Annotated in this window: 14 protein-coding genes and 1 pseudogene; 7 read left to right on the forward strand and 8 right to left on the reverse strand. The window is 73.9% G+C overall.

From position 1 onward, the window contains the following. Positions 1–13 precede the first annotated feature (13 nt). From AB0D08_RS01175 to cobU, 3 genes and pseudogenes are all read right to left on the reverse strand, one after another. On the reverse strand, positions 14–778 hold the full coding sequence (locus AB0D08_RS01175) for an adenosylcobinamide-GDP ribazoletransferase (protein WP_359885882.1): 765 nt from the start codon (positions 776–778) through the stop codon (positions 14–16). Positions 779–831: 53 nt separating this feature from the next. Beyond that, on the reverse strand, positions 832–1950 hold the full coding sequence (locus AB0D08_RS01180) for a nicotinate-nucleotide--dimethylbenzimidazole phosphoribosyltransferase (protein ID WP_359885883.1): 1119 nt from the start codon (positions 1948–1950) through the stop codon (positions 832–834). A gap of 28 nt (positions 1951–1978) precedes the next feature. Then, positions 1979–2533: pseudogene (cobU, locus tag AB0D08_RS01185) on the reverse strand (bifunctional adenosylcobinamide kinase/adenosylcobinamide-phosphate guanylyltransferase); the annotation flags it as partial. 112 nt (positions 2534–2645) lie between these two features. Between cobU and AB0D08_RS01190 the strand changes: the two are divergent. Continuing rightward, positions 2646–2846: a hypothetical protein gene (locus AB0D08_RS01190; protein ID WP_033821740.1), complete on the forward strand. Its 201-nt coding sequence runs from the start codon at positions 2646–2648 to the stop codon at positions 2844–2846. Between the two features lie 22 nt (positions 2847–2868). Here AB0D08_RS01190 and AB0D08_RS01195 read toward each other — a convergent pair whose 3' ends face one another. Both AB0D08_RS01195 and AB0D08_RS01200 read right to left on the reverse strand, forming a co-directional pair. Beyond that, complete coding sequence (locus AB0D08_RS01195) at positions 2869–3561, reverse strand: class I SAM-dependent methyltransferase (RefSeq protein WP_233289124.1); 693 nt, start codon at positions 3559–3561, stop codon at positions 2869–2871. A 239-nt stretch (positions 3562–3800) separates the two neighbouring features. Next, positions 3801–4397 carry a DUF3043 domain-containing protein gene (locus AB0D08_RS01200; protein ID WP_033821741.1) on the reverse strand — a complete coding sequence of 199 codons (597 nt, stop codon included), beginning with the start codon at positions 4395–4397 and terminating at the stop codon, positions 3801–3803. Positions 4398–4666: 269 nt separating this feature from the next. Between AB0D08_RS01200 and AB0D08_RS01205 the strand changes: the two genes are divergently transcribed. Together AB0D08_RS01205 and AB0D08_RS01210 are read left to right on the forward strand one after the other, a co-directional pair. Continuing rightward, positions 4667–5467, forward strand: a complete 801-nt coding sequence (locus AB0D08_RS01205; RefSeq protein ID WP_082526702.1) for a PspA/IM30 family protein — start codon at positions 4667–4669, stop codon at positions 5465–5467. A 31-nt stretch (positions 5468–5498) separates the two neighbouring features. After that, positions 5499–5792, forward strand: a complete 294-nt coding sequence (locus tag AB0D08_RS01210) for a hypothetical protein (RefSeq protein ID WP_033821743.1) — start codon at positions 5499–5501, stop codon at positions 5790–5792. A 98-nt stretch (positions 5793–5890) separates the two neighbouring features. Here the strand turns inward: AB0D08_RS01210 and nadA are convergent, their stop codons facing one another. Continuing rightward, positions 5891–7072 (reverse strand): quinolinate synthase NadA, encoded by a 1182-nt coding sequence (gene nadA / locus AB0D08_RS01215; protein WP_359885884.1) that lies wholly within the window; start codon positions 7070–7072, stop codon positions 5891–5893. A gap of 192 nt (positions 7073–7264) precedes the next feature. Here nadA and AB0D08_RS01220 point away from each other — a divergent pair, with 192 nt between their 5' ends. From AB0D08_RS01220 to AB0D08_RS01230, 3 genes are all read left to right on the forward strand, one after another. Further along, complete coding sequence (locus AB0D08_RS01220) at positions 7265–8194, forward strand: NADP-dependent oxidoreductase (protein ID WP_082526703.1); 930 nt, start codon at positions 7265–7267, stop codon at positions 8192–8194. 87 nt (positions 8195–8281) lie between these two features. Beyond that, a complete protein-coding gene (locus tag AB0D08_RS01225) occupies positions 8282–8746 on the forward strand; it encodes an Lrp/AsnC family transcriptional regulator (protein ID WP_051812956.1) in 465 nt (154 codons plus the stop codon). 220 nt (positions 8747–8966) lie between these two features. Then, complete coding sequence (locus AB0D08_RS01230) at positions 8967–10349, forward strand: pyridoxal-dependent decarboxylase (RefSeq protein ID WP_233289122.1); 1383 nt, start codon at positions 8967–8969, stop codon at positions 10347–10349. 37 nt (positions 10350–10386) lie between these two features. Here AB0D08_RS01230 and AB0D08_RS01235 read toward each other — a convergent pair whose 3' ends face one another. Continuing rightward, the gene (locus AB0D08_RS01235) at positions 10387–11259 is read right to left on the reverse strand and encodes a GNAT family N-acetyltransferase (RefSeq protein WP_033821745.1); all 873 of its coding nucleotides are present in this window, start codon (positions 11257–11259) and stop codon (positions 10387–10389) included. Positions 11260–11464: 205 nt separating this feature from the next. Here AB0D08_RS01235 and erpA point away from each other — a divergent pair, with 205 nt between their 5' ends. After that, positions 11465–11821 carry an iron-sulfur cluster insertion protein ErpA gene (gene erpA / locus AB0D08_RS01240; RefSeq protein WP_033821746.1) on the forward strand — a complete coding sequence of 119 codons (357 nt, stop codon included), beginning with the start codon at positions 11465–11467 and terminating at the stop codon, positions 11819–11821. Between the two features lie 76 nt (positions 11822–11897). Here erpA and AB0D08_RS01245 read toward each other — a convergent pair whose 3' ends face one another. Beyond that, a complete protein-coding gene (locus tag AB0D08_RS01245; RefSeq protein ID WP_359885885.1) occupies positions 11898–12515 on the reverse strand; it encodes a hypothetical protein in 618 nt (205 codons plus the stop codon). Positions 12516–12633 lie beyond the last annotated feature (118 nt).

A 12633-nucleotide genomic window follows, 5' to 3' on the forward strand; every position in this document is an offset into this window, starting at 1 on the left:
CGGCGGGGGCGCCTCAGAGCAGCGCCAGCGCCACCAGCGCGCCGGTGGCCGCGGTCTCCGCCAGCGCCCCCAGCACGTCCCCGGTCACCCCGCCGAACCGCCGTACGCAGCGGCGCAGCAGCAGCAGCGCGCAGCCGAGCCCGACCGCCAGCGCCGCGGGGTAGCGCAGCGCCCACCAGCCCTCGGCCGTCCCCGCCAGCCCCAGCAGCAGCGCGCACCCGGCCGACACCGCGGCCGCCCCGGCCGGCGGGACGGTCCCGGCCACCATCGCGCCCAGCCCGCCGGGCCGGGCCGCCGGTACCGGCCGCAGACAGCCCCAGCCCAGCGCGCAGCGGGCCGTCACGGCCGCCGTCAGCACCGCGAGCGCACCCCGCCCGGCCGACCCGGCGAACGCCCCGGCCAGCGCCGCGACCTGAGCCAGCAGTACCAGCAGCAGCGTCAGCACCCCGAACGGGCCGATGTCCGACTGCTTCATGATCCGCAGCGCGTCCTCGGCCGGCTTCCCGCTGCCCAGCCCGTCCGCGACGTCCGCCAGACCGTCCAGGTGCAGGCCCCGGGTCAGCGCCGCGAGCACCGCCACCGCGGCCACCGCCGCCAGCAGCCCGCCGGCCCGCAGGCCGACCAGCGCACCGGCGCCCGCCGCGAACCCGCCCAGCACCAGGCCGACCAGCGGTGCGGCGAGCATCGCCCGGCCCGCGGCCGTCCGGTCCCAGCGGTCCACCCGCACCCGCAGCACCGACAGCGTGCCGAACGCGAACCGCAGTCCGTCCAGGGCCACTAGGACACCTCCGCGGCCCGGCCCGCCGGGCGGCAACCACCGTGCACCGCGGACTACCCCCGGCCCAGCAGCTCCGCCGCGGAGGGCAGCTTCGCCGGCGGCCGCGGCTCCTGCGGGGCGGCGGCCGGCACCGCCGAGGGCTCGGCCAGGGTGTCCGAGGCGGCCTGGAACAGCGGCAGCGCCAGCAGCGCGCCGGTGCCCTCGCCCATCGAGACCCCCAGGTCCTGCACCGGCGTCAGGGTCAGCCGGTCGTAAGCCTTCGCCTGGGCCGGCTCACCGGTGGACATCCCGGCCTGCCACCACTCCGGCGCCCGGAACGCGATCCGCTGCGCCACCAGCGCGCAGGCGGCCGACACCACGCCGTCCAGCACCACCGGGAGCCGGCGCACGGCGGCCTGCAGCAGGAAGCCGGTGATCGCGGCGAAGTCCGCGCCGCCGGTGGTGGCCAGCAGCGCCAGCTGGTCGCCCAGCACCGGGCGGGCCCGGCGCAGCGCGTCGCGCACGGTGGCGCACTTGACCATCCACACCCGGTCGTCGATGCCCGAGCCGCGCCCGGTCACGGCGGCGGCGTCGGTGCCGCACAGCGCGCCGACCAGGACGGCGGCGACGGTGGTCGAGCCGACCCCCAGGTCGCCGAGGACGACCAGGTCGGTACCGGCGTCGGCCTCCTCGTCGGCGATCGCGATCCCGGCCCGGAACGCCCGGGCGGCCTCCTCGGCGCTGACCGCGTCCTCGAGGTCGATCCGGCCGGAGCCGCGGCGCACCCGGTGCCGGACCACCTCGGCCGGGAACTCGCCCGGGTCGGCGTCGACCGCCACGTCGACCACCCGCAGCCCGGCGCCGTACCGGCGGGCGAGCACCGCGACCGGCGCGGTGCCGTCCAGCACGGCGTGCACCCGGCGGGCGGTGCCGCCGGCGGCGTCCAGCCGGGAGACACCGAGCGCGGCGACGCCGTGGTCGCCCGCGAACAGCAGCACCTTGGCCGAGGTCAGCGGCCGGGTCGGCGCACCGCCCTGGACCGAGGCGAGCCAGCTGCCCAGCTCCTCCAGCTGCCCGAGGCCGCCACGCGGCTTCGCCGACGCCTGCCAGCGCTCCTCGGCGGCACGCCGCGCGCTCTCGTCGGGGCGCTCGACGAGCGAGGAGAACATATCGAGATCCACGGTGGTGTCCATCGTCCGGAAGGCTACACGGCGGCCGTGCTCAGACGGCAGCAGGCTTGATGGTCAGGACCTGACCCGCCACCACCAGCAGGACCCGCTCGGAGGCCTCGGCCACCGCCATGTTCAGCCGGCCCAGGGTGTCCCGGAAGCGCCGTCCGGCGGCGGTGGCCGGCACCACCCCCATCCCCACCTCGTTGCTCACCGCGACCACCTGACGCCCGGTGTGCTGCCAGGCCCGGGCCAGCGCCGTGCAGCGCTCCTGCACGGCCCGCTCGCCGCCGGCCGCCCAGCGCGCGTCGTCCCAGGCGCCGTGCTCGTCCATCACCCAGGTCAGCCACAGCGCCAGACAGTCCACCAGCACCGGCGCCGGGTCGTCCCGGTCCGCCAGCACCGTCTCCAGGTCGCAGGTCTCCGCGGTGCGCCAGCCGGCCGGGCGGCGCTCGCGGTGCAGCGCGACCCGCTGCGCCCACTCGGCGTCGCCGTCCCGGGTGCCGCCGGTCGCCACGTACAGCACGTCGGGCTGCCCGCCGAGCAGTTGCTCGGCCCGGGTGGACTTGCCGGAGCGGGCGCCGCCGAGGATCAGGGTGCGGGGGAGCGACATGTGCCCCATCCTGCCGCAGATGCGGCCTGACGAGGTATGGGACCGATCACGGCGGGCACGCTACTGTCCGTACGACACAGCGGTCGGACGGTGGGAGGAGCACGGCATGGTGTGGACGTGGCGGTTCGAGAAGGAGGACGGCTCCCAGGTCGCCGCCTCCGGCGCCGAGGAGGAGTTCTCCAGCCAGGGCGACGCGGAGTCGTGGATCGGCGAGAGCTGGAAGGACCTGCTCGAGGGCGGGGCCGACCGCGCGGTGCTGCGCGACGACGACCGGGTGATCTACAGCATGAGCCTGCACGAGGGCTGAGCCGCCCGGACCGCCCGGCGGGCTACTTCCCGCCGAAGACGTGGAGCAGGGCCGCGACCTGCCGGTACGGATCCTGCCGGCCGGCCCGCTCCTCGGCGTCGATCAGCTGGGCGAGCTGCCGGCCGTCCACCGGTGCGGCGTGGTCGGGGGTGTTGTCGGTGAACACCCGCACGCCGTACCAGGCGCGCAGCGGTACCGAGATCTCGGTGAGGGTGAGCGAGAGGTCGGCGAGGCGGTCCGCGCGGGCGGACAGGCCGACCCGGTCGGTGTAGCGCACCGAGTCGAAGGAGTTCAGGGCGGTCCGCCAGTCCCCGGCCAGCCCGGGGCGCATGGCCAGCGCGTCGGCGTTGCGGACCAGCAGCGACAGCACGCCGCCGGGGGCCAGCACCCGGGCCAGCGAGGCCAGCATCGGGTCCGGATCGGAGAGGTTGCGCAGCACGTCGTGGCAGAGCACCACGTCGAAGCTGCGCGGGCCGAACCAGCGCCCGCAGTGGTGGCCGTCCCCGGTGTGCAGCTGCACCCGGGCGCGGACCTCCTCGGACTCGGCCGCGAGCGCGGCCTGGGCGACACCGAGGTTGACCGGGTCGGGGTCCAGCGCGGTCACGGTGTGCCCGGCGCGGGCCAGCCGCCGCGCCTGGGTGCCCTGGCCGCAGCCGACGTCGAGCACCCGCAGTCCGGTCCGGCCGGCCAGTTGCTCGGCGAGCTGCCGGGCCACCAGCTCCTGCCGGACCAGGTTGCGCAGTCCGCCGTGCCGCTCCAGCCAGTGCCCGGCGGCGCTGCCGAGCGGCGGCGCCCCGCGGGCCGGCAGGTGGGTGTGCGGCACGGGCGCCTGGGGCGGCTGCGCCGCCGGGGCCATCCGGTCGTGGCCGCCGCCGCCCTGTCCGGGCAGCGCGTACAGCCCTGGTGGCTGCGGATCGACCGCGTACACCCGGTGCGGCGGGACCGGCTCCGCGGTCAGGGCCGCTCGCCCCGCTTCACCTGCGGCTTGGGCAGCCGCAGCCGGCGCATCTGCAGGGTGCGCATCATGGCGTACGCGACCACACCGCGGGTGTTCTCGTTCGGGAAGCGCTCGCGCAGGGCCTTGCGCAGGCCCAGGCCCAGGCGCAGGAAGTCCAGGATCACCACGACGAAGAACGCCATGAAGAGCAGGGTGGAGAGCACCTGGAGGCTCTGCACCTTCATCACGCTGAGCACCAGCACGACGACGGCGTAGGGCAGGAAGAACTCGGCGGCGGACCAGCGGGAGTCGATGAAGTCCCGGGCGAAGCGCCGGACCGGGCCCTTGTCGCGGGCCGGGAGGTAGCGCTCGTCGCCCTCCAGCAGGGCGGTGCGCTGCTTCTCGCGCTCGGTGCGCATCCGGTCGCGGGCCTGGCGCTGGGCCTCCTTCCGGTCCTTGGGAACGGTCACCCGGGTCCGGCGGTTGGCCTCGGCCTCGCTGCGCTTGGGCGTCGGCCGGCCCTTGGGGGCCTGCGGGTCACGGGACAGGGTCTTCTCGTCCTGCTCGGCCAGCGCGGTGGCGGAGGAGGCGTCATCTGAGCGGCGTCGGAACACATGACCAGCGTACGTGCTGGCCGGGTGGATTCGGCCAGGGCCGTCGGACCCAAACCGGTATCGATCACCTGGCGTGTCCCCGGGGGTGTGTCCGGGTTGCGGTGGATCATGGTCTCAGGGTCGGCTCCACCCCAGGGACGATGCCGCAGGGGCCCCTGGTGTAGCAGTCTTGTTGCAGCTCGTGCACTGCGGCGAAGACCTCGCTGCGAATACACTCGACGTGTTACGAGACGAATCCGCAGGCCCGAAGAAGGGGGCACTCGAGGCCCATGAGCGACGGAATCATGAAGCGTATGGGGCTGATCTTCCGCTCCAAGGCGAACAAGGCCCTGGACCGGGCGGAGGACCCGCGCGAGACGCTCGACTACTCCTACCAGAAGCAGCTCGAACTGCTGCAGAAGGTGCGCAGGGGCGTCGCCGACGTGGCCACCTCGCGCAAGCGGCTGGAGCTCCAGCTCACCCAGCTCCAGCAGCAGTCCGCGAAGTACGAGGACCAGGGCCGCAAGGCGCTCTCGCTCGGCCGCGAGGACCTGGCCCGCGAGGCCCTGACCCGCAAGTCGAACCTGCAGTCCCAGATCACCGACCTGGAGACGCAGTACCAGCAGCTGCAGGCCGAGGAGGAGAAGCTCACCCTCGCCTCCCAGCGGCTGCAGGCCAAGGTGGACGCCTTCCGCACCAAGAAGGAGACCATCAAGGCCACCTACACCGCGGCCCAGGCGCAGACCCGGATCGCCGAGTCCTTCTCCGGCATCTCCGAGGAGATGGGCGACGTCGGCCTCGCCATCCAGCGGGCCGAGGACAAGACGGCCCAGATGCAGGCCCGGGCCGGTGCGATCGACGAGCTGCTGGCCTCCGGCGCGCTCGACGACGCCAGCGGCCTCGGCCGCAAGGACGACATCGAGGCCGAGCTGGAGCGGGTGGCCGGCGGCAGCGACGTAGAGCTGGAGCTGGCCCGGATGAAGGCCGAGCTCACCGGTGGCACCCCGGGCGGGGCGCCGCAGGCGATCGAGCAGGGCAAGCAGACCGGTGCCCCGCAGGACACCCCGCCCACCATCAACTACAACAAGTGACCTGACCTCCACGGACCAGGAGACGCGCGGCATGATCATGAGGGTCATGGGTGAGGGGCAGTTCCAGGTCGGCGAGAGCCACCTGAACCAGCTCAACCGGCTCGACGACGAGCTGCTCACCGCGGTGCAGGCGGGTGACGAGGCGGCCTTCCGGGCCGCGCTGGGCAACCTGCTGGACGCGGTGAAGTCGTACGGCAGCCCGCTGCCGGACGACTCGCTGGAGCCGTCCGAGCTGATCCTCCCGGACGCCGAGGCGACCATCGAGGAGGTCCGCGAGATGCTGCGGGACGAGGGCGACGGCCTGATCCCGGGCTTCCCGGAGTAGTCCGTGACACGGATCGGGGCGGCACCCAGCAGGTGCCGCCCCGATCCGTGTCCGCACGGATGTGCGGAAACGTTCCTGCTTGCCGCAGGCCCGGTCCGCTACGGCAGGGCCAGCATCCGGTCCAGCGCGGCCTTGGCGTACTTCTCGGTCTGCGGGTCGACCGTGATCACGTTCGGCACCCGGCCCTCGACCAGCGACTCCAGCGCCCAGACCAGGTGCGGCAGGTCGATCCGGTTCATGGTCGAGCAGAAGCAGACCGCCCGGTCCAGGAAGACGATCTCCTTGTCCGGGTGCGCCTTGGCCAGCCGGCGGACCAGGTTGAGCTCGGTGCCGATGGCCCACTTGGAGCCGGGCTCGGCCGCGTCCAGCGCCTTGATGATGTACTCGGTCGAGCCCACCATATCGGCGGCCGAGACGACCTCGTGCTTGCACTCCGGGTGCACGAGCACGGTGACCCCAGGGATCCGGGCCCGCACGTCGTTGACGGAGTCCAGCGAGAAGCGCCCGTGCACCGAGCAGTGCCCGCGCCACAGGATCATCTTGGCGTCCCGCAGCTGCTCGGTGGTCAGCCCGCCGTTCGGCTTGTGCGGGTTGTAGAGCACGCAGTCGTCCAGCGAGAAGCCCATGTCGCGCACCGCGGTGTTGCGGCCCAGGTGCTGGTCCGGCAGGAAGAGCACCTTCTGGCCCTGCTCGTACGCCCACTCCAGGGCCCGCTGGGCGTTGGAGGAGGTGCAGATGGTGCCGCCGTGCTTGCCGGTGAAGGCCTTGATGTCGGCCGAGGAGTTCATGTACGAGACCGGGACGGTGACGTCCGCGATGCCCGCCTCGGTCAGCACGTCCCAGCACTCGGCGACCTGCTCGGCGGTGGCCATGTCGGCCATCGAGCAGCCGGCCGCCAGGTCCGGCAGGACGACCTGCTGGGCGCTGCTGGTGAGGATGTCGGCGGACTCGGCCATGAAGTGCACGCCGCAGAAGACGATGTACTCGGCCTCCGGGCGGGCCGCCGCGTCCCGGGCCAGCTTGAAGGAGTCGCCGGTGACATCGGCGAACTCGATGACCTCGTCCCGCTGGTAGTGGTGGCCCAGGATGAAGACGCGGTCGCCCAGCTTCGCCTTGGCGGCGCGGGCGCGCTCGACCAGGTCCGGGTCGGAGGCGGCCGGGAGGTCGCCGGGGCACTCGACGCCGCGCTCGCTGTTCGGGTCGGCCTCCCGGCCGAGCAGCAGCAGTGCGAGCGGCGTCGGAGTGGGGTCGACGCCGTAGGTCTCGGTGGTGGTGGTCACGGGCGGGTGCCCTCCTGTGCGGCCGATCGAACGAACCAGCCTTCTCGTCTATCTGACACTATCTATGATAACCCGTTAGCGTCACTCTGACGATGGCCGACCTGTCAGTGTGACGAGAACCGCTCCGACGGATCGGTGTCTTCCCGGCGTGCCCGAATCGATATCCGGGCCGCCTCGCGCTTGGCTTGAGCCATGAAGGCAATCGCGATCAGGACCTACGGCGGCCCCGACGTCGTCGAGTACACCGAGCTGCCCGATCCCAAGGTCGGGCCCGATTCGGTACTGGTGCGGGTCAAGGCGGCCGGGGTCAACCCGGTCGACTGGCAGATCCGCGAAGGGCGCCTGGACGGGCTGATGGACGTGCACTTCCCGCTGATCATGGGCTGGGACCTGGCCGGGGTGGTGCAGGGGGTCGGCGGCGCGGTCACCGAGTTCCGCCCCGGCGACGAGGTGATCGGCTATGTCCGCAAGGACGCCGTGGAACACGGTACCTACGCCGAACTGGTCTCCGCCCCGGTGCGCACCCTGGCCCGCAAGCCCGCCGCGCTGGACTGGGCCCAGGCCGGGGGCCTGCCGCTGGCCGGGCTTACCGCCCGGCAGAGCCTGGTCGGGGCGCTCGCGCTGAAACCCGGCGAGCTCCTGCTGGTCCACGGCGCGGCCGGCGGCGTCGGCTGCCTCGCCGTGCAGCTCGCGGTCGCGATCGGCGCCCGGGTGATCGGTACCGCGGGCCCGCGCAACCACGACTTCCTGCGCAGCCTGGGCGCCGAGCCGGTGGCCCACGGCGAGGGGCTGGCGGAGCGGCTGCGCGCGCTCGCCCCGGACGGCGTCGACGCCGCGCTCGACCTGGTCGGCGGCGGCGAGCCGCTGGAGATCTCGGCGCAGCTGGTGGCGGACCCGTCCCGGCTCGCCTCGGTCGTCGACTACGGCGTGGTGGCGCTCGGCGGCCACTACGTCTTCGTCCGCCCGGACGCGGAGGGCCTGGCCGAGCTGGCCGCGCTGGCGGACGCCGGGAAGCTGCGGGTCCCGGTCGCGTCCACCTTCCCGCTGGCCCAGGCGGCCTCCGCGCAGGCGCTCAACGCCGAGGGCCGGACCAGGGGCAAGATCGTGCTGCTGGTGGACTGACCCGGTCCTGGTCAGAATAGGGGCGGCGGACCGTCCACCGGGACGCCCCCGCCGCCCTCACCCGCACCACCAGTGGAGCCCGCACCGATGACCACCCACCGACCGGCAGACCAGGGCGGGGCGGCACTGGACGAGACCGACCGGCTCCTGCTGGAACACCTCAGCCGGGACGGCCGCGCCTCGTACGCGGAGATCGGGCTGCTCGCCAACCTCTCCGCCACCGCCGTCCGGCGCCGGATCGACCGGCTGCGCGCCCGCGGTGTGGTGCGCGGGTTCACCGTGGTGCTCGACCCCGCGCTGCTGGGCTGGCAGACCGAGGCCTTCGTCGAGGTCTACTGCCGCGAGCGCACCGCGCCGGAGGAGATCCTGGCCAGTCTGCGGCAGTTCCCGGAGGTGGTGGCGGCCTGGACGGTCACCGGCGACCCGGACGCCCTGGTGCACCTGCGGGCCGCGGACACCCGGCACCTGGAGGCCGTCATCGAGCGGATCCGCAAGGAGCCCGGGGTGCAGCGCAGCCGCAGCTCGGTGGTGCTCTCCCGGCTGATCGGCTGACCCCGGCGCGCCCTCGCCGCGGCCTGCGCAGGAATCCTGCGTGCGGCGGCGGGAACACGCTCGAATCCTGCCTGCCCAGCCCGCTTCCGACGCGCGCCGGAACGTTTCTGCTGCCTAGGCTGAGGAGCGTCCGGTGCGCCCCAGAAACCCCACCCGCCACCGGAATCGCCCGCTCCGGGACCGTCCCGTCGAGCCCCGAGAACGACTGAGAGGGACCCCGGTGTCCGCAGCCCCCGACCGCATGCACCAGCCCGACAACCAGCTGGTCGACCTGGTCTTCGACTACATGCGCGAGCGGCTGCAGTACGACCCCGTGCCGCTCGACCACCCCGGCGACGGCGAGCACCTGCGCAGCCAGCTGGCCGGCCTGCTGAACGAGCGCGGCAACGCCCCCGCCGACGTGCTCAAGCTGTACGACCACGAGCTGTCCAGAGCGGTCATCTCCGCCGACAGCCCGCGCTACCTCTCCTTCATCCCCTGCGCCCCCACCAAGGCCGCCCTGCTCTTCGACATGGTGGTCTCCTGCGCCTCCCTGCAGGGCATCTCCTGGCTGGAGGCGGCCGGCGCCATCGCCGCCGAGAACCAGGTGCTGCGCCTGATCGCCGACCGGGCCGGACTGCCCGAGACGGCCGGCGGCACCTTCGTCTCCGGCGGCTCGGCCGGCAACCTCTCCGCCCTGGTGGTCGCCCGCGACACCGCCCGCCGCCGGCTCGCCAGGGAGGGCCGACCCAGTGGCCCGGAGGTCCGGCTGCGGATCGCCGTCGCCGACCAGGTGCACTCCTCGGTCAAGAACACCTTCAACATCATCGGCGTGGAGGCCTTCAAGGTCCCGACCGTCGACCGCCGCTTCACCGGCGAGGCCCTGCGGGCCGCGCTCGCCGCCGACCCGAACCCGGAGACCGTGATCGCGGTCGTCGGCACCGCCGGCACCACCAACGAAGGCATCGTCGACGACCTGCAGGGCCTGTCCGAGGTCACCCGCGAGCTCGGCCTGTGGTTCCACGTCGACGGCGCGTACGGCGGCGCCGGCCTGTTCGCCCCCTCGGTCCGCGAGCGCTACAACGGCATCGAGCACGCCGACTCGTTCGTGGTGGACCCGCACAAGTGGCTGTTCGCGCCGTTCGACTGCGCCGCGCTGATCTACCGCAACCCGCAGCTGGCCCGCGCCGTGCACACCCAGGACGCCTCGTACCTGGACGTCCTGCACACCGAGGGCGACGAGTGGAACCCCACCGACTACGCCTACCACCTCACCCGGCGCGCCCGCGGCCTGCCGCTCTGGTTCTCGCTGGCCGTGCACGGCACCCAGGCGTACACCGACGCCATCGAGACCGGCCTGCAGCTGGCCCGGGACACCGCGCAGGTGATCCGCGACACCGAGCACCTGGAACTGCTGCACGACCCGCAGCTGTCCGCGGTCTGCTTCCGCCGCACCGGCTGGACCAACGACGACTACTACCGCTGGTCCCAGCAGCTGCTCGCGGACCAGATCGGCTTCGTCACCCCGACCGGCTGGGACGGCGAGACAGTCGCCCGGTTCGCCTTCCTGCACCCCGGCACCACCATGGAGATGGTCGAGGAGATCCTCGCCACCATGGCCTGATCCCTCCGCCGGGCAGCGGCTCCCTCGGGCACGGGCCTCAGAGGAAGCCGCCGCTCGGGATGTACGGCATCGGCGGCCGCATCCCGCGCAGTGCCACGTACCCGCGGGTCCCCAGGGTGAGGCCGACCTCCAGACCGATGTCGACCGCCCACTCCTGCTCCGCGGTCAGGAACTCGACCTGCGCCCGCCGCCCGTCCGGCACCCGGGCCAGCGCCTCGCGCAGCAGCCGGCCCGCGATCCGCTTCGAGGTCGCGGCCAGCAGCTTCACCGCGCCGCCGTCCCGGTAGCAGTACCCGCTGCCGGCCAGGCTGTCCGCGATGAGCAGCTCGTCGTAGTGGCCCAGCATGAAGTCGTGGTCGGGCCCGTGCGCGGCACCGCGAACCCGGCGGTCCACCGAGTCCAGCAGGTGCCGGTGCCCGGCGTTGCCCGGATGCACCGGGATGTCGCCGGGATCCAGCAGCCCGGCCCGGTCCACGGTGCCCGACAGCGTCATCGCCGGGTGCAGGGTGAGACCCGCCCGCCGGTAGTGCACGGCCGCGGCCGGCGCGGGCGAGGCGCACAGCATCCCGCGCAGACACCCCCGCCCGTACGCGGCCGTCCGCTCCAGCAGCAGCCGCCCGACCCCCTGCCCCTGGGCCTCGGGCGCCACCGCGAACAGCGCCAGGATCCAGACACCCTCGCGGCGCAGCGACAGCGCCGCCCCCAGCACCGCGCCGTCCCGCTCGGCGACCCAGCAGCCCCGCGGGTCGGTCCGCGCCAGGTGCCGGACGCGCGCGAGCCGCTGCACGGCGGGTGCCGGGCGGCCGGGCGGGGCCGGATGCGATCTGTGCAGGTGGCCGAAGGCGGCCCCGGCGAGGTCGTCGACGGCCTGCGCGTCCGCCGCACCGTCCCGGAGCTGACGAAGGATCACGTCAGCCATCCTCGCCGCGCGGCGCCCCCGACGTGGCCGGTTCGCCAAGATCGTACGGTGACCAAGCCCTCGGGGTGTGCGAGCATTGGGGGTGTGGGGGAGCGGGCGACGAAAAGTCCCCCGGAAGCACCACCGACCGGAAATGATTCCGGGAGGCCGCTGGTTGGCACTGGCGGCAGACAGTCGTCAAAGACCGGGAGTAAGCATGACCGTCCAGGACGAGACCACCAAGGTCGAGAGTGGCATCCAGCTGACCGATGCCGCGGCGGCCAAGGTCAAGGGCCTCCTCGACCAGGAGGGCCGCGACGACCTCGCGCTGCGGGTCGCCGTGCAGCCGGGCGGTTGCTCGGGCCTCCGCTACCAGCTCTTCTTCGATGAGCGTTCGCTCGACGGCGACGTCATCAAGGACTTCAACGGTGTGAAGGTCGTCACCGACCGGATGAGCGCCCCGTACCTGGGCGGCGCCACGGTCGACTTCGTCGACACCATCGAGAAGCAGGGCTTCACCATCGACAACCCGAACGCCACCGGCTCCTGCGCCTGCGGCGACTCGTTCAGCTAAGCCCTGCACTGCCGAGAGGGCGGCCCCGGGATCTCCCGGGGCCGCCCTCTCGGCATGACCGGCCGCGCGCCCGAGGTCAGCGCGGCCCACCGGCCGGCTGCCCGCCCGGCTGGACCTGCTCGCCGGTGGCCAGGTCGAGCACGGCCTCGCCGTGGAACGGCTGCGCCAGCGTGGCGGACACCTCGTTCACCTTGACCAGGGCGGCGCACGCCTGCCCCTTGGGCGCGGGCTGCGCGATCACCACCCGGACCCGGATCACACCGGGCGTGGCCTCCTCGGCCTTGAGGCCGTACTTGTCGCAGGTGCCGCCGTAGAACGAGACCACCAGCGTGCTCGCGCCGTCGATGCGGTAGCCGAGCGCCGGGTACTTCGGCGCCGTCGGGTCGTGCTCGCCGACCGCGATGCCGGGGCCGGTCGGGCTCGCCGCGGACGGCTCGGCGGTGGGGTCGGCCGGCGGCGTGGACACCGGGGCGGACGCGGAGGCCGGCGGCGAGGCCGCCGCGCTCGGGCTGGTCCCGCCCGGCGAGGCGGCCCCCGAGGAGGCCGCGCCCGCCGAGGAGCTGTCCGAGGCGGTGGTCGACCCGGCCGACCCGCACGCGGTCAGCGCGCCGGCTCCCAGCAGCAGAGCGGCCAGTGCGGCGGCGCCGCGCCTGCGGGCGGCCCGGAACGGTACGGCTGCGGTCCTGTCGTCCATGCTGTGACTTCCTCCCGAGGGCTGGTCGCAGCGCCCTCCGCGGCGCCGCGCCGGTTTGACGTGCCCCGGAGGAATCCGGTTCCCCTCGCCCGGCGGGTGGGCAGGCGGGCCGGCCGGC

The sequence above is a fragment of the Kitasatospora sp. NPDC048540 genome, assembly GCF_040651175.1.
Classification (GTDB): domain Bacteria; phylum Actinomycetota; class Actinomycetes; order Streptomycetales; family Streptomycetaceae; genus Kitasatospora.

Coding starts and splice junctions, on each gene's coding strand:
- AB0D08_RS01180 (WP_359885883.1), bottom strand. CDS start 1,950: ATGGACACCACCGTGGATCTCGATATGTTCTCCTCGCTCGTCGAGCGC.
- AB0D08_RS01190 (WP_033821740.1), top strand. CDS start 2,646: ATGGTGTGGACGTGGCGGTTCGAGAAGGAGGACGGCTCCCAGGTCGCC.
- AB0D08_RS01205 (WP_082526702.1), top strand. CDS start 4,667: ATGAGCGACGGAATCATGAAGCGTATGGGGCTGATCTTCCGCTCCAAG.
- AB0D08_RS01210 (WP_033821743.1), top strand. CDS start 5,499: ATGATCATGAGGGTCATGGGTGAGGGGCAGTTCCAGGTCGGCGAGAGC.
- AB0D08_RS01220 (WP_082526703.1), top strand. CDS start 7,265: ATGAAGGCAATCGCGATCAGGACCTACGGCGGCCCCGACGTCGTCGAG.
- AB0D08_RS01225 (WP_051812956.1), top strand. CDS start 8,282: ATGACCACCCACCGACCGGCAGACCAGGGCGGGGCGGCACTGGACGAG.
- erpA (WP_033821746.1), top strand. CDS start 11,465: ATGACCGTCCAGGACGAGACCACCAAGGTCGAGAGTGGCATCCAGCTG.
- AB0D08_RS01245 (WP_359885885.1), bottom strand. CDS start 12,515: ATGGACGACAGGACCGCAGCCGTACCGTTCCGGGCCGCCCGCAGGCGC.